Source organism: Micromonospora sp. NPDC049274, assembly GCF_040678875.1.
Classification (GTDB): Bacteria; Actinomycetota; Actinomycetes; order Mycobacteriales; family Micromonosporaceae; genus Micromonospora.
In genome coordinates this window covers 91213-106490 of record NZ_JBFAQS010000021.1, presented here as the reverse complement: position 1 = coordinate 106490, position 15278 = coordinate 91213, and the positions used below count along the sequence as shown (strand labels likewise).

Below are 15278 nucleotides of genomic sequence, written 5' to 3'. Positions count from 1 at the left end.
GGTTGACGTGGAGCTCCGACCGGGCCGCGAGGCCATCGTCCGAGTCGCGGTGGCGACGCTCTGGTCCTCGCCCGAGGCGGTCCGGCCGGTCGACGGTCCCGCGCTCGGCGCCGGCGTCGACATCCCGACCTGGGTGAGCGGGATGAACACCGACCAGCAGGTCGGCGACTGCGTGCTGAGTCAGCTCCTGCTCGGCGAGCGGGTGCTGATCGACGAGCTGCGCCCGGACGGCTGGGCGCGGGTTGTCGCCGTCGAGCAGCCGGCCGCCAAGCTCGATCCCCGCGGCTACCCGGGCTGGCTGCCCACCGACCAGTTGACAGCCGTGGATCCCACAGTCAGCGGTGACCCGCTGGTGGTGGACGCCACAGTCACCGCGCTACGCACCGCCCCGGACGGGCCGGTGGCGCTGCCCGGGGTCGTCGTCGGCACCCGCCTCGTCCCGGCCGGCGCGGCCCGCGACGGCTGGCGGCCGGTCCACGTCCCCGCTCAGGCCACGCCGCACTGGCTGCCCGACGGGCACCTCGTCCCGGCGCCGACCGCGCCACCCAGCGCCGCCGACGCGCTCGCGGTGGCCCAGCGGCTGCTGGACGTGGTCTACATCTGGGGCGGGCTCTCCGTGTACGGCATCGACTGCTCCGGCCTCGTCCACCTGGCCTGGCGTCGGTTCGGCGTGCTGCTGCCCCGCGACGCCGACGACCAGGCCGTCGCCACGACCCCGCTGCCCCTGGGCGCGGAGCGCCCCGGCGACCTCTACTTCTTCGCCCGCCCCGGCCGGAAGATCCACCACATCGGCATCGTCACCGCCGTCGCCGACGGTCCGACGGACCGGCGGATGCTGCACGCCTGCTACCGGCGGCGGCGGGTGCTGGAGGAAGCGCTACCGGCCGACCGGCTCGCCACCCTCGTCGGCGCGCACCGGGTCTAGCTGCGGGCCGCACACCGGCCGGGCCTGTCTCCGGGCCCGGCCGACGACGGTTCAGCGTCGAACCCCGGCCAGCTCGCGACGCCGGTCCCGGGCGGACTTGGCCAGGCTGGCGATGGTGGCGATGCCCAGCGTGCCGATGATGACAAGCAGGGACAGCCAGATCGGGATGTGCGGCGCCCACCCGACGTGCTTCCCGCCGTTGATGAACGGCAGGTTGTTGTCGGCCAGTGCCTCCAGCACCAGCTTGACGCCGATGAAGCCCAGCACGACGGCCAGCCCGTAGCTGAGGTAGATGAGCCGGTCGAGCAGGCCACCGAGCAGGAAGTAGAGCTGGCGCAGACCCATCAGTGCGAAGACGTTCGCGGTGAAGACCAGGTACGGCTCCTGCGTGATGCCGAAGATCGCCGGGATCGAGTCCAGAGCGAAGATCAGGTCGGTGGTGCCGATCGCGATCATCACGATGAGCATCGGAGTGAACAGCCGCCGCCCGCCCTCGCGGGTCGTCAGCTTCGCGTCGTCATAGCCCTTGGAGATCGGCAGTGCCCGCCGGCTCCAGCGGATCAGCAGGTTCTCGGAGAACTCGTCCTCGTCCGGCTCACCCTGACGGGCCAGGTTGACAGCCGTGTAGATGAGGAACGCGCCGAAGATGTAGAACACCCAGGAGAACTGCGAGATCAACGCCGCGCCGGCGGCGATGAACCCGCCACGCATCACCAGCGCCAGCACGATGCCGATGAGCAGCACCTTCTGCTGGTACTGCCGGGGCACCCCGAAGCGGGCCATGATGATGACGAAGACGAACAGGTTGTCCACCGAGAGGCTGTACTCGGTGAGCCAGCCGGTGTAGAACTGCCCGGCGGAGCTGGCCCCGGCGGTCAGCCACACCCCGGCGCCGAAGAGCAGCGCGAGGCCCACGTAGAAGGCGACCCAGAGGCTCGACTCCCGCACGCTCGGCTCGTGCGGGCGCCGACCGATGATCAACAGGTCGACGAGCAGCACCGCAGTCAGTGCGACGAGGGTCCCCGCCCACACCAATCCGGACACGTCCAACGTTCATTCCTCCGGCAGACACGCGGCGTCGGGCACACCGTACGCCCCCGCGAGGGCTGGCGTGCCGCTGTCGCTCACTCTGGTGACTGTCGGAGGTCTCTTCCGCCCCCGACCCGCGAACGGGCCGGCGACCGACGAAGCCGGGTCGAGCGCCGAGATGCCGGCGGACGTCCGTGCTGACGACTTCGTCGCGGGGGAATACTCCCCTCCTTGGTGACCATTGTTGCCCACCACTCGCCGTGATCACACCCAGGGGGACGGTGGCGCCACACACTCCGCAGGAAATCCTAGGAGGCTAGTTCGTATGGGGTGCGGCGATGGGGTCGGAGAGGGACCAACCGGCGGCGAGCAGGGCGTCACACGCCTCCACGGCCCGCGCCAGCCGCGCGGCGTGCGACCCGGTCAGCTCCACCACCGGCACGCCGCAGCCCGCCAGCTCGGCCCGGAACCGCTCGGTCATCCAGCTCCGCAGGTGCTCGCCGTCGCGCAGTCCGTCGTCGTCGAAGGGCACGCCCCGGTGGTCCGTCAGCAGGTACAGCGCGGGTCGGCGGGCCGCCGCCCGCACCTGCGGCGACGCGGCGCCGAGATAGCGCTCCTCCCAGACCGCTGTGGCCCGCGCGTCGGTGTCGCAGATCAGCAGCGGCCCCGACGAGCGGGCCGCCGCGTCCTCGGCCGCCTGCTGCTCGCGGACCACCGCGCGGAAGTCGTCGGAGTCCCAGCGGACGTCGAAGACACTCGCCTCCGGCGACCGCTCCCGCAGCCGGGCGAGTTTGCGGGCCGTCAACTCCCGGCCGTACTCCGGCACCCAGGACGTGTCATAGTGCGCGGCGAGCGCCGCCGCCATCGTGGTGGTGCCCGTCGACTCGGCGCCGACCACCACCACCCGCCGCACGAACCAGGCCCGCACCGGCGGGCTCAGAAACCGCCAGGATCCCGCCGGGTCCGCGCGGACCGCCGTGCCGGACACCGGCACGGTCCGCCGATCCGGATCCACCGCCACGGGTACGGCGTCGAAGCGGCGGGCCAGCTCCACGCCGTACGCCTCGGAGGAGAACACCGCGTCCACCGACCCCGGTCCGACCGCCTCGCGGAACACCGCGCAGTGCGCGTCCCAGATCGCCGGGTCGGCGTAGTCCACCGGGTGGTCGTCATACCGACCGACGAACCGGACCCACGGCGTGTCCGCGTGCACCTCCCGCAGCCAGTCCAGCCGCAGGTCGAGGGGGATGGACTCCCGCCGCGACGGTGCCACCACCACGGTGACCGTGGCGCAGCGGGCCGCGGCGGCCGCGATCAGCGCGTGGTGCCCGGCGTGTGGCGGGTAGAACTTGCCCACCACCAGCCCGTGCCCGAACTCGGGAACCGGCGCCCGCCCCGGCCGGCGCGGTGTCGGCGTGCGCTCGGGTGTCCCGGCCGTCACGCGGTGGCCGGAGCCGGGCCGGGCGGCACCGGGGTCGGAGTCGGGCGGTCGGGGCGGCGCAGGTCGGCCCGCCAGGCACGCAGCCCGACCACGCACAGGGCGAGGAACACCAGGTACAGCACGGCGGTCAGGTGCAGTCCCTTGTACGCGTACAGCGGGATGTAGATCAGGTCGGCGGTGATCCAGAACCACCAGCTCTCCACCCGCTTGCGGGTCTGACCGTACGTCGCCAGCAGGGACAGCGCCGTGGTCAGCGCGTCCGGCAGCGGCACCGTCGAGTCGGTGGCCCGGTCCAGCAGGGCCCAGAGCGCGCCGGTGAGCAGCACCCCGACGACGGCCAGCGTGAGCCACTCCCCCCGGCCGGTCCGACTCACCTCAAGTCGGCTCCGCCGCTCGCCGCCGAAGCGCCAGTGCCACCAGCCGTAGCACCCGAGCGCGACGTAGACGACCTGCAACCCGGCGTCGGCGTACAGGCCGGCGGCCCAGAACAGCAGCATGAGCAGCAGCACGTTGGCGATGCCGATCGGCCAGTTGGCGATCCGCTGCCGGGCCACCAGCCACACGTTGACCACGCCGGTGGCGAACCCCAGCAGTTCCGCCCACGTGGTGCCGGTGCCGGCCATCCGGAACGCGGTGCCGGTGAGCCAGTCGATGATCACAATGCTCCTCCCGGGCACCCACCCTAGGGTCTGCGCCGACACGGGAACAGACCCCGCGACACCGGGGCGGTCCGCCGTCGTGGGAGGCTTTCCGGCATGGTGCTTGAGGTCGCGCTCATCGACGTACTGCCCGGACACGAGGACGCGTTCGCCGCCGCGTACGCCCAGGGTCACCCGGTGCTCGCCGGGACGCCCGGCTGCCGGTCGGTGCGGATGACCCGGGGCATCGAGTCCCCGACCCGCTTCGTGCTGCTGGTCGAGTGGGACTCGGTCGAGGCGCACGAGAAGAACTTCCGGGACACCGAGCGGTTCGCCCAGTGGCGGGCGCTGATCGGGCCGCACTTCGCCGGGCCGCCGCTCGTCGAGCACTTCCTCGACGTACCGGCCTGAGTGGAGCTGTCGTACCCCGCGGTTATCGTGCCTTCCGCACGCGCTGGCCGCCGGCCCCGACGGACTCGGGGGCGCCGGGTCCGGGGGCCGCGCGGGCGGCACCGGCCGTCACTCGCCGACCCGACGGGCCAGCGCGGTGACCGTCTCCTCGGGTGACAGGGCGGCCGCCAGCAGCGCCTCGGTCATCCGCTCGTACCTGTCGACGTCGAGCACCGTCGCGAGCCGGACGTCGGTGGTCAGCGCCTCCAGCATCACCGTCCGCGGGTCCGCCGGGTCGGGAAAGGCATACCAGGAGTACGGGGTGAGCGGGTGCAGCCCGCTGCCGGCCACCCCGCGGGGCACGAGTCGCACCGTCACGTGGGCCAGCCCGGTCACCGTCACCAGGTGTCGCAACTGCTCACGCCAGACGTCGGCCGGCAGGTCACCCCTGTCGCACGCGGCCTCGGCGAGCACCGCCGTGTAGCGCGGTGGCTCGGCCCGACGCAGCACCTCCTGGCGCAGCGCCCGAGCGCGCACCTCCGTCTCCACGTCGACCTCCGGCGCGAGCAGAGTGCCGGCGGCGACCCGCGACCGGGCGTACGCCGGCGTCTGGAGCAGCCCCGGCACGACCGCCGGCTGGTACTCGACGATGTCGGCCGCGCCCGCCTCCAACTCGGCGTAGACGCGCTGCCGCTCGCTCATCTCGCCGAGCGTCTTCCACCAGCCGCGGCTGGTGGCGGCATCTCGCGCGATCACGATCAGCGCGTCTCGGGCCGCCGCCGGCACCTGGTAGATGTCGAGCAGGTCCAGCACATCGGCGAGATCCGGACGGCTCTGCCCCAGCTCGATGCGGGACAGTTTCGAGGTCGAGGCCCAGCCCAGCCGGTCGCAGACCTGCTCCAGGGTCAGCGCCTCGCGCCGACGTAACTGACGCAGCTCGGCGCCGAGCCGCGCGCGTCGAATGACAGGACTTGTTGGCAACGGCATCCCCGCCTCCCCATCGAGGGAGCGTACGCAGGACGATCACCCAGTGCAATAGTTTGCTTGCGCACCGCAATCGGAACGCTCGGGCGACGAGCCGGGCGAGGACGCCGCACGCCTGCCGTTCGGGCAGCCCGGCCCGCCGTCACTTCACGCCTGCGGCGTCCATTCCGCGTAGCTCCTTCTTCAGGTCGGCGACCTCGTCGCGGATCCGCGCCGCCAGCTCGAACTGCAGCTCGCGGGCGGCGGCCAGCATCTGGTCGTTGAGCTCCTGGATGAGCTGGGCGAGGTCGGCGCGGGCCATCCCCTCCCGGGACGTGGTGGTGGCGGCGGACCTACTGCGGCTGCGGGTCTCCTTGACCGGCGCCTTGCCCCGGGAGAGCTGACGCGCCGCGCCGCCGACCCGGGAGTTTTCGGTGTCCTCCGCCTCGCGGTAGATGTCGTCCAGAATGTCGTGGATCTTTTTGCGCAGCGGCTCCGGACTGATCCCGTGTGCCTCGTTGTGCGCGATCTGCTTGGCGCGACGCCTGTCGGTCTCGTCGATCGCCGCCGCCATCGACGGAGTGATCTTGTCGGCGTACATGTGCACCTGGCCCGAGACGTTACGGGCGGCCCGCCCGATGGTCTGGATCAGCGACCGGCCACTGCGCAGGAAGCCCTCCTTGTCGGCGTCCAGGATCGCGACGAGGGACACCTCGGGCAGGTCCAGACCCTCGCGGAGCAGGTTGATGCCGACCAGCACGTCGTACTCGCCCTTGCGCAGCTCGCGCAGCAGCTCCACCCGGCGCAGCGTGTCGACCTCGGAGTGCAGGTAGCGCACCCGGACGCCGTTCTCCAGGAGGTAGTCCGACAGGTCCTCGGCCATCTTCTTGGTAAGCGTGGTGACCAGCACCCGTTCGTCGCGGTCGGTCCGCAGCTTGATCTCGTGCATGAGGTCGTCGATCTGGCCCTTGGTCGGCTTGATCACGACCTGCGGATCGACCAGCCCGGTGGGGCGGATGACCTGCTCGACGAACTCCCCCTGGGCCTGTTCCAGCTCCCACGTGCCCGGGGTCGCCGACAGGTAGACCATCTGGCCGACCCGCTCCAGGAACTCGTCGAACCGCAGCGGCCGGTTGTCGGCGGCGCTGGGCAGCCGGAAGCCGTGGTCGATGAGCATGCGCTTACGGGAGGCGTCACCCTCGTACATGCCGCCGATCTGCGGGATCGTCACGTGCGACTCGTCGACCACCGTGAGGAAGTCGTCCGGGAAGTAGTCGAGCAGGGCGTGCGGCGGGCTGCCGGGCAGCCGCCCGTCCATGTGCATCGAGTAGTTCTCGATGCCGGAGCAGAAACCCACCTGCCGCATCATCTCGATGTCGTACGTGGTGCGCATCCGCAGCCGCTGCGCCTCCAGCAGCTTGCCCTGCCGCTCCAGCTCGGCCAGCCGCTCGGCCAGCTCCACCTCGATGTCGCGGATCGCCCGCTCCATCCGCTCCGGACCTGCCGCGTAGTGCGTCGCCGGGAAGATCACCAACTGGTCGACCTCACGGACCACGTCACCTGTCAACGGGTTGAGGTAGTAGAGCTTCTCCACCTCGTCGCCGAACAGCTCGATGCGGACCGCCAACTCCTCGTACGCCGGAATGATCTCCAACGTGTCGCCACGGACCCGGAAGGTGCCCCGCTGGAAGGCCATGTCGTTGCGGGTGTACTGGATGTCGACCAGCCGGCGCAGCAGCTGGTCGCGGTCAAGATCCTGCCCGACCCCGACCCGAACCGCCCGGTTGAGGTATTCCTCCGGGGTGCCCAGACCGTAGATGGCCGAGACGGTCGCCACCACGATCACGTCGCGGCGGGTGAGCAGCGACATCGTCGCCGAGTGCCGCAGCCGCTCGACCTCCTCGTTGATCGAGGAGTCCTTCTCGATGTAGGTGTCGGTCTGCGGGATGTACGCCTCGGGCTGGTAGTAGTCGTAGTACGAGACGAAGTATTCGACCGCGTTGTGCGGCAGCAGCTCGCTGAACTCCTTGGCCAGCTGCGCACAGAGCGTCTTGTTCGGGGCGAGCACCAGCGTGGGGCGCTGCAGCCGCTCGATCAGCCACGCGGTGGTGGCGCTCTTGCCGGTGCCGGTCGCGCCGAGGAGCACCGTGTTACGGTCGCCGCGCCGCACCCGGCGCTCAAGGTCGTCGATGGCGGCCGGCTGGTCGCCGGCCGGCTGGAATTCACTGACGACCTGGAAGCGGCCGTCGAGCCGGGGAATGTCGAGCGCCATGACCTCAACGGTACGCCGCAGGTCCGACAGGTTCGGTCGTCGCGCAGGGTGTGTGATCGGCTTCAATATTCCCATTGTGTGGCCCATGTCACCGGGACTACCCTCTTCATGTAGGCCGCTCGCGGCGGCCGACCGGGCCGGAGGCCAGGCCATCATCAGGCCGGCCGCCCCCGGCACAGCGGTCGCAGCACCCGGCTCGTCCGGCGTGCGCACCCGTGTGGTCGCGCTCGAGGCGCAGACCGGCCGCCGCGAGCGCCCCTGCCGCCCCGGCCGCTCCGCCCTCAGCTAGGCGCCCCTCGGCTCGTCCTGCTTCGGCTCGTCACCCGCTGCCGTCCCGCCCGTTTCACATCCGTGGACACCTCCCCGGCACCGGCGCGCGGCCCCTCCCCCGACACCACAGGCGCCGGCGGCCCCCCTCCCGACCCTGGCAGTCGCACGCTCGAGATGGACGCCAACGACAGCCCCGGCCGCTCCCGGGCGAGCCGTCGTCGGCGTACGGTGCTGCTGCTGCTCGCCCTGACCGCGGTGACGTCCGCCACGGCGCTGGTGATCGGGCTGCTGAGCTGGGCTCCCGACCCGCCCGCGCCGGCCCGACCGCTGACCGTGCCGGAGGCCGAGCGGCTGGCCGCCATGCGGGTCACCAACCTTCGGGACCTGCGCGCCGGCGTCCATGTCACGGCCGGCGCCGGCGCCTCCCGTACCGACTTGGTGGGTTGGGTGGACTGGTCGCGGCCCCTTCTCTACCTGGATGTGGGCGGGCCGGGGGCGGGCGCCGAGCGGGGCCTGCTGCAGAGCGCCGGTCCGGTGCTGGTCACCCGACCGGACCCGGCGGCCGTGCCCACCCCGGCCGCGCCACCGCTGGTGCCACCGGCGGACCGCTGGCGGCTGCGCCACCTGACGCCCGGCTCGGGGCTGGCGCCGGTCCTCGACCTGCTTCTCGGCCTCGCCGCCGACCGCCCCGACCCCGCGCTGGACGGCGGCGACGCCCGCTGGGTCGCCTCGGACGTGGTGGCGGCAGGGCCGGTGGACGTCCTCCAGGCGCCGCTGCCCACCGCGAGCCCACCCGCCCCCGGCAGCCCGGCACCGGTCAGCACGGCGGCGACCGGTCGGGACGGGTCGACCCGTTACTGGCTCGACCGGGATGGCCGACTGCACAAGCTCGTGACCCGGTTGCCCGGCGTCGGCCCGGTCACGGTGCTCCTCAACCGGGTCGACCGCCCCACGCTGCGCCCGGTCGACGCGCTCGGCGGCCGCCCCGGACTGCCGCGCGCGCTCACGGACGCCGAGCAGCGCCGGCTGGACCGGCTGCCCGCCCGGCTGCGCGGCCAGCGCGGTGCCACGCTGACGCTAAGCGCCCCGGTGGGCACGGACACCAACCTGCGGGGTGCCGGCTGGTTGAGCTGGGCCGCCGGCACCGCGTACGTGGCTGTCGCCGACCTGGGCGTACCGGATCGCCGGACCCTGCTGCGCCGCGACGCCCGCGGTCTGTACCGAACGGATCTGCCGGCCGAGCCCGCTGGCGGCGGCACCGCCGAGAGTCCCGGCCGGCCGCCGTTTCCGGTCCCGGCCGGATCGTGGCGACCCACCCGGTCCGCCCGCGACGACCTCGACCTACTGGTCGACGCCGCGGTGGCCGCCGCCGGGCCGGTGCGGCAGAGCGGCGCGGCCGTGCGGGTACGTGAGGACCTCGCCGCCGGACGGACCGTGGACGTCGTGGAGCTCCGCACGGCCGATGCGCGACTGCGCTACTGGATCGACCGGGACGGCTCGCTGCGCCGGGTCGAGCTGCGCACCGCCCCCGGCGCGTGGGCGCAGGTGGACCTCAGTCCCACCGTGGTGCCCCGCCTCGGCCCGCCGCCGCGCGCCACCCCACCGAGCGGCGCGCCCCGGCGCTGACCACGCCTTGCCGCCCGGCGGGCGGGGGGCCTCAGGGCCGCCAGCCGGTCCGCGCGGCCCACTGCTCGGCGCGCAGGTACTCCTCGTCGAACCAAGGGTCGCGGGCCGTACCGGAGTCGCCGACGGGCGGCGCCGCGTCGACCAGATCCCGCTTGAACAGCAGGTACGCGGCCCGCTGATCCGGATCGGCGCGCAGGTGGTCCCGCATCAGCAGCGCGTACCGCCAACCCGGCGACTCGGCCTCCCGCACGTGCAGGCGGACCGGGCGACCCGGGTCGGCGCTGCCGTGCAGCCGCTTCTCCCACCGACCCCGACCGGCCGGGCGCGGATCGTCCCACCAGTGCCCCGGCACCCGGGGAAACCCCGCGTTCGCCAGCCGCTCGGCCAGGAGCCCGTCGGCGTCGGCGAGGCGGGGCACAGCGATCTGCACGTCGATGACGTCGGCAGCGGCGAGACCGGGCACCGCTGTCGCACCGATGTGGTCGATCCGCAGGTCCGCCGGTGCCAGCGCGTGACGGATCCGGGCGGCCAGCCGCGCGTACTGCTCGGACCGGCCGGGATCGGCCTCCACCTCGTCGCCGCGGCCGAACGGCGGCACGACCCGCCGCTGCCGCAGGTTGTGCTCGTAGGGCTGCAGCCGCTGCCGCCACAGCGTGTCCACCGCGGCGTGCAACGCCACCAGACTTCCGTCATTTGTCAGCACCACATCCGCCGCGGCGCGCCGACGGGCGTCGTCGGCCTGCGCGGCGATCCGCCGCTCGGCCTCCGCGCGATCCATCCCCCGGTCACGCGTCAGCCGCTCCAGCCGGGTCGCCACGGCCGTCTGCACCACGACCACCAGGTGGTACGTCGGGGCGAGCCCCACCTCCACCAGCAGCGGTACGTCGTTGACCACGATCGCGTCCGGGGCCGCCGCGGCGACCAGCTCGGCCGTACGGGCCCGCACCCGGGGATGGGTAATCGCCTCCAGCCGACGGCGGGCGGCCTCGTCGGAGAACACCACCGCACCCAACGCGGCGCGGTCCAGCGCGCCGTCGGCGTCCAGCACCTTCTCGGAGAAGGCGGCGACGATCTCCGCGAGGCCCTCCGTGCCCGGCGCGACGACCTCCCGGGCGACCTGGTCCGCGTCCACGAGCACCGCACCCAACTCCACCAGCCGCGCGGCCACCGCGCTCTTGCCCGACCCGATTCCGCCGGTCAAACCCACCCTCAGCACCCGACCAGTCAACCGGATCACGCGCCTCCCCGCCAAACCCGCCCCCGCCCGCGGCGACCCTGTTGCGCCGGGTTGGCCCACGCCGCCCGCGCGCCCCGCGCCGCCTGCGCGCCGCGCCGCCTGCGCGGTCGTCGCGGCCATGCGCCCGGTGCCCGGTGCCCGGTGCCCGCGGTGCCCGCAAGATCGCGCTCGATCCTCGATGTAGTGGCATCCCAATCGCTCAGAGGCCCCTACATCCACGATCGAGCGCGATCTTGCAACCGGGACGCGGTTGCGCGGAGCGCGGGGTGCGGAGCGCGGAGCGCGGGGTGCGGAGCGCGAGGGCGAGCGCGGGCGGCCGGTGGTGGGCGGGGCGCGGAGGCGGGTGCGGAGCGCGGGTATGGCGAGGGCCCCGCCCCCGGCGATCGTGAGATCGCGGGGACGGGGCCCGTCGTCGTTCAGCGGGTCACTTGCCGCCGGCGAGCTTCTCCCGCAGAGCGGCGAGCGCCTCGTCGGTGGCCAGGGTGCCGGCCGGCTCCTCGGTCTGCCGGCTCGGGGCCGGGCTGGACGAGGAGGTGGTGCCGCCACTCGCGGCCGGAACGGCCGGAGTCGGGTTGGCAGCGGCCTCGGCGTCGGCGGCGCGAGAGGTCTGCACCTGCTTGGTGTGGGCCTCCCAACGCTGACGGGCCTCGGCGTACTGGTTCTCCCAGGTCTCGCGCTGCTTGTCGTACCCCTCGAGCCACTCGCCCGTCTCCGGGTCGAAGCCCTCCGGGTAGATGTAGTTGCCCTCGGCGTCGTACGTCGCGGCCATGCCGTAGAGGGTCGGGTCGAAGTGCTCCTCGCCCTCGACGAAGCCCTCGTTGGCCTGCTTGAGCGACAGCGAGATCCGGCGGCGCTCCAGGTCGATGTCGATGACCTTGACCATGACCTCGGAGCCGACCTGGACGACCTGCTCCGGGATCTCCACGTGGCGCTCGGCCAGCTCGGAGATGTGGACCAGGCCCTCGATGCCGTCGTCCACCCGGACGAACGCACCGAACGGCACCAGCTTGGTGACCTTACCCGGCACGATCTGCTGGATCGCGTGGGTGCGGGCGAACTGCCGCCACGGGTCCTCCTGCGTCGCCTTCAGCGACAGCGAGACGCGCTCGCGGTCCAGGTCGACGTCCAGGACCTCGACCTCGACCTCCTGGCCGACCTCGACGACCTCGGACGGGTGGTCGATGTGCTTCCAGGAGAGCTCGGAGACGTGCACCAGACCGTCGACGCCGCCGAGGTCCACGAAGGCGCCGAAGTTGACGATCGAGGACACGACGCCCTTGCGGACCTGGCCCTTCTGCAGCTTGTTGAGGAACTCGGTGCGCACCTCGGACTGCGTCTGCTCCAGCCAGGCCCGGCGGGACAGGACCACGTTGTTGCGGTTCTTGTCCAGCTCGATGATCTTGGCCTCGAGCTCACGCCCGACGTACGGCTGCAGGTCACGCACGCGCCGCATCTCGACCAGGGACGCGGGCAGGAAGCCGCGCAGCCCGATGTCGAGGATGAGGCCACCCTTGACCACCTCGATGACCGAGCCGCGGACGACACCGTCCTCGTCCTTGATCTTCTCGATCGTGCCCCAGGCCCGCTCGTACTGCGCCCGCTTCTTGGAGAGGATCAGACGACCCTCCTTGTCCTCCTTCTGGAGGACCAGGGCCTCGATGTGGTCACCAACCGTCACAACCTCGGCGGGGTCCACGTCGTGCTTGATCGACAACTCCCGAGAGGGGATGACACCCTCGGTCTTGTAGCCGATGTCGAGCAGGACCTCGTCCCGATCGACCTTGACGACGGTGCCTTCGACAATGTCGCCGTCGTTGAAGTACTTGATGGTCTCGTCGATCGCGGCGAGGAATGCCTCCTCGGAACCGAGATCGTCGTGGGTGACCCGGGTGGCGCTCGAGGGGGCCTCGATGCTGCTCGTCATGTGGGCGGTTGCTCCGGTCGGATGGGTTGTCACAGCAGGCTGGTGTCGCAGTGACCTGTTCGCGCCAGCGGATCCGTCGCCGGGCACACCGAACGATCACCTACTGGGATCATGATGTGCTCCGTCGACCGCGCACCTGCTCCCTGCCGAGACACACGATCCGCGAGCGCATCGTCTAGCCTACCGTGCGCATTACCACAGCGTGCAAGCCCTCCCGACTCGTCGCCGTGTGACGCCCTGCGAAAGCCGAACAATCGCCCGGAAACGACCCCTCCTGTCTCGTACGTCACAGCGGCCCCAGCAACCACCTCTGCCCCGCGCGCTTGATCGCCTCGATCTCCTGGAAACCGGCGTGTCCCGACGGCCCGAACACCGCGACTTCAGGGAAACCGAGTCGATCGAGCCGCGCCGCCGTCCCCAACCGGACGACCGGGGCCTAGCGTGAGCGCGTGGATGACGACAGCCGGGTGACCCGGCGCCGGGTGGGTGACGCCGAGGCCCGGCGGGCAAACCGCGGCTGGTGGGACACGGACGCCGACGACTACCAGGCCGAGCACGGGCGGTTCCTCGGCGACGTGGACTTCGTCTGGTGCCCGGAGGGGCTGCGGGAGGCCGACGCCCACCTGCTCGGCGACGTGTCGGGGCGACGGGTGCTGGAGGTCGGTTGCGGCGCGGCGGCCGCCGCCCGCTGGCTCGCCACCCAGGGCGCGCGGCCGGTCGCCTTCGACCTGTCCGCCGGCATGTTGCGGCACGCCGCGCAGGCTGCCGACCGCACCGGGGTACGCGTACCGCTGGTGCAGGCCGACGCGCTCGCCCTGCCGTTCGCCGACCGTTCGTTCGACGTGGCCTGCACGGCGTTCGGCGCGATCCCGTTCGTGGACGACTCGGCGGCCCTGCTCGCCGAGGTGCACCGGGTGCTGCGCCCGGGTGGCCGGTGGGTGTTCTCGGTGACCCACCCGATGCGCTGGATCTTCCTCGACGATCCCGGCGAGGGCGGTCTGACGGCCGTGCACTCGTACTTCGACCGCTCCCCCTACGTCGAGCAGGACGACACCGGCGTCGCCACCTACGTCGAGCAGCACCGGACCCTCGGTGACCGCATCCGCGAACTGGTAGGCGCCGGGTTCCGGCTGCTCGACCTGGTGGAGCCGGAGTGGCCGGAGGAGCACGAGGGAATCTGGGGGCAGTGGAGCCCGCTGCGCGGACGACTGTTCCCCGGCACCGCCATCTTCGTCACCGAGAAGCCCGCCCGGTGAGCGCGTCGCACCCGCGGTCCGACGTGCGAGCCATCGATCGCCGGTAGGCTCAGGCCCATGAGCGCCGAGCCCATCCCGACATCACCTGGCCCCTGGTGTCCGGATCCGATGCGGCAGCAGCGTGCCGACTACACGCTGGAGGACCTGCTCACCCTGCCGGACGACGCCCCCCGCGTCGAACTCGTCGACGGAGTTATCCAGGTGACGCCCTCCCCCACCCTGGGCCATCAAGACATCTCGTTTCTACTGCGTATGTGGCTCCACACGCACGGACCGGCGAACCTTCGTGCCGCCCAGGCAGTCGGAGTCGCGCTCAGCCGCAACACGAGCCGGCAGCCGGACGTGTTGCTCTGCCGCGCCGAGATCCCGTCCAACCGGTCCACCCTGCGGCCGGCGGACGTCGTACTCGCCGTGGAGATCGTCTCACCCGGGACGCGACGGATCGACAGGTTCGCGAAGCCCGGGGAGTACGCCGCCGCCGGCATTCCGTTCTACTGGCGGATCGAGCAGGACCCGGTGCACGTGTACGCGTACCGGATCGGCGACCGGGTCGGGCCGGGCGGTGAGCGGCAGTACGAGCTGGTCATCGACGGCGGCGACGTCATCGAGCTGGCCGAACCGTTCGACATCAAGCTGCCCGTCTCCGAGATCACCCCGTAGCCGTTTCGCCTCGGCGGTGTCGGGTAGCCGAGGGGCATGGCCGAGCAGAGGTTCCACAAGGGCGACCATGTCTCCTGGTCGGCCCACGGCAGCCGCGCGTATGGCGTGGTGCAGGAGGAGATCACCGACCGGACGCGGATCCGCGGGCGGGCAGTGAACGCTGCCCCCGGCGATCCGCAGTACCGGGTCCGGAGTGACGGTACGGGCCGCGACGTGGCCCACCGCCCGGAGGCGCTGCGTCATGAGCAAAGGTGAGGAGCAGGGCCGGGACACCTACCGGGAGTTCACCGAGGCCGTGAACATGAAGCCCGGCGAGCTGTCGTCCTGGCTGGAGACCGACGAGTCGAAGCAGGTCGGTTGGCACAAGGGTGGTCGCTCCGGCGGCGGCGAGTCCGTCGGGCACGAATCCGGCCGGAAGATCATCAACCTGTTGCGCCGCAAGCGCGCCGACCTGTCCGAGGGCGACTACAAGCACATGCGCAAGGTGGTCGGCTACGTCCGCCGGCACATGGCCCAGCGTCCCTCCGGCGACGTCCGCGACACCAAGTGGCGCTGGTCGCTCATGAACTGGGGGCACGACCCCCTGAAGTAGCAGGTGATTCGCGCAAGATCCGCACAACATCGGTGAAGTCGCTGCCTCAGAACGC

At 72.0% G+C, this 15278-nt stretch carries 14 protein-coding genes; 7 read left to right on the top strand and 7 right to left on the bottom strand.

Annotated elements, in window-relative coordinates:
* The first annotated feature begins 7 nt into the window (after positions 1-7).
* Positions 8-925 (top strand): NlpC/P60 family protein, encoded by a 918-nt coding sequence (locus tag AB0K10_RS29360; protein ID WP_363688818.1) that lies wholly within the window; start codon positions 8-10, stop codon positions 923-925.
* 51 nt (positions 926-976) lie between these two features.
* Here AB0K10_RS29360 and AB0K10_RS29355 read toward each other — a convergent pair whose 3' ends face one another.
* From AB0K10_RS29355 to pnuC, 3 genes are all read right to left on the bottom strand, one after another.
* Complete coding sequence (locus AB0K10_RS29355; protein WP_363688816.1) at positions 977-1975, bottom strand: TerC family protein; 999 nt, start codon at positions 1973-1975, stop codon at positions 977-979.
* Between the two features lie 295 nt (positions 1976-2270).
* Positions 2271-3395: an AAA family ATPase gene (locus AB0K10_RS29350; protein WP_363688814.1), complete on the bottom strand. Its 1125-nt coding sequence runs from the start codon at positions 3393-3395 to the stop codon at positions 2271-2273.
* The gene (pnuC, locus tag AB0K10_RS29345; protein ID WP_363688812.1) at positions 3392-4054 is read right to left on the bottom strand and encodes a nicotinamide riboside transporter PnuC; all 663 of its coding nucleotides are present in this window, start codon (positions 4052-4054) and stop codon (positions 3392-3394) included. The genes AB0K10_RS29350 and pnuC overlap by 4 nt, the downstream gene beginning before the upstream one ends.
* Before the next feature lie 96 nt (positions 4055-4150).
* Between pnuC and AB0K10_RS29340 the strand changes: the two genes are divergently transcribed.
* Positions 4151-4444, top strand: coding sequence for an antibiotic biosynthesis monooxygenase family protein (locus tag AB0K10_RS29340; RefSeq protein ID WP_358111217.1), 294 nt, complete (start codon positions 4151-4153; stop codon positions 4442-4444).
* 108 nt (positions 4445-4552) lie between these two features.
* On the opposite strand, the gene AB0K10_RS29335 is transcribed toward AB0K10_RS29340, so the two are convergent.
* Both AB0K10_RS29335 and uvrB read right to left on the bottom strand, forming a co-directional pair.
* A complete protein-coding gene (locus tag AB0K10_RS29335; RefSeq protein ID WP_363688810.1) occupies positions 4553-5410 on the bottom strand; it encodes a helix-turn-helix transcriptional regulator in 858 nt (285 codons plus the stop codon).
* Positions 5411-5549: 139 nt separating this feature from the next.
* Complete coding sequence (gene uvrB / locus AB0K10_RS29330) at positions 5550-7658, bottom strand: excinuclease ABC subunit UvrB (RefSeq protein ID WP_363688808.1); 2109 nt, start codon at positions 7656-7658, stop codon at positions 5550-5552.
* Between the two features lie 444 nt (positions 7659-8102).
* Between uvrB and AB0K10_RS29325 the strand changes: the two genes are divergently transcribed.
* Positions 8103-9554, top strand: a complete 1452-nt coding sequence (locus AB0K10_RS29325; protein WP_363688806.1) for a hypothetical protein — start codon at positions 8103-8105, stop codon at positions 9552-9554.
* Between the two features lie 31 nt (positions 9555-9585).
* On the opposite strand, the gene coaE is transcribed toward AB0K10_RS29325, so the two are convergent.
* Both coaE and rpsA read right to left on the bottom strand, forming a co-directional pair.
* Complete coding sequence (coaE, locus tag AB0K10_RS29320) at positions 9586-10770, bottom strand: dephospho-CoA kinase (protein WP_363688805.1); 1185 nt, start codon at positions 10768-10770, stop codon at positions 9586-9588.
* Positions 10771-11215: 445 nt separating this feature from the next.
* Positions 11216-12715, bottom strand: coding sequence for a 30S ribosomal protein S1 (rpsA, locus tag AB0K10_RS29315; RefSeq protein ID WP_363688803.1), 1500 nt, complete (start codon positions 12713-12715; stop codon positions 11216-11218).
* A gap of 449 nt (positions 12716-13164) precedes the next feature.
* Between rpsA and AB0K10_RS29310 the strand changes: the two genes are divergently transcribed.
* From AB0K10_RS29310 to AB0K10_RS29295, 4 genes are read left to right on the top strand one after another with little or no spacing between them, the layout of a single operon-like run.
* On the top strand, positions 13165-13971 hold the full coding sequence (locus AB0K10_RS29310) for a class I SAM-dependent methyltransferase (RefSeq protein ID WP_363688801.1): 807 nt from the start codon (positions 13165-13167) through the stop codon (positions 13969-13971).
* Positions 13972-14028: 57 nt separating this feature from the next.
* Entirely contained in the window at positions 14029-14631 is a 603-nt protein-coding gene (locus tag AB0K10_RS29305) for a Uma2 family endonuclease (protein ID WP_363688800.1), read from the top strand.
* A gap of 36 nt (positions 14632-14667) precedes the next feature.
* Complete coding sequence (locus AB0K10_RS29300; RefSeq protein ID WP_363688799.1) at positions 14668-14886, top strand: DUF2945 domain-containing protein; 219 nt, start codon at positions 14668-14670, stop codon at positions 14884-14886.
* On the top strand, positions 14873-15223 hold the full coding sequence (locus AB0K10_RS29295; RefSeq protein WP_363688798.1) for a DUF3140 domain-containing protein: 351 nt from the start codon (positions 14873-14875) through the stop codon (positions 15221-15223). Before AB0K10_RS29300 ends, AB0K10_RS29295 begins: the two co-directional genes overlap by 14 nt.
* Positions 15224-15278: the final 55 nt, after the last annotated feature.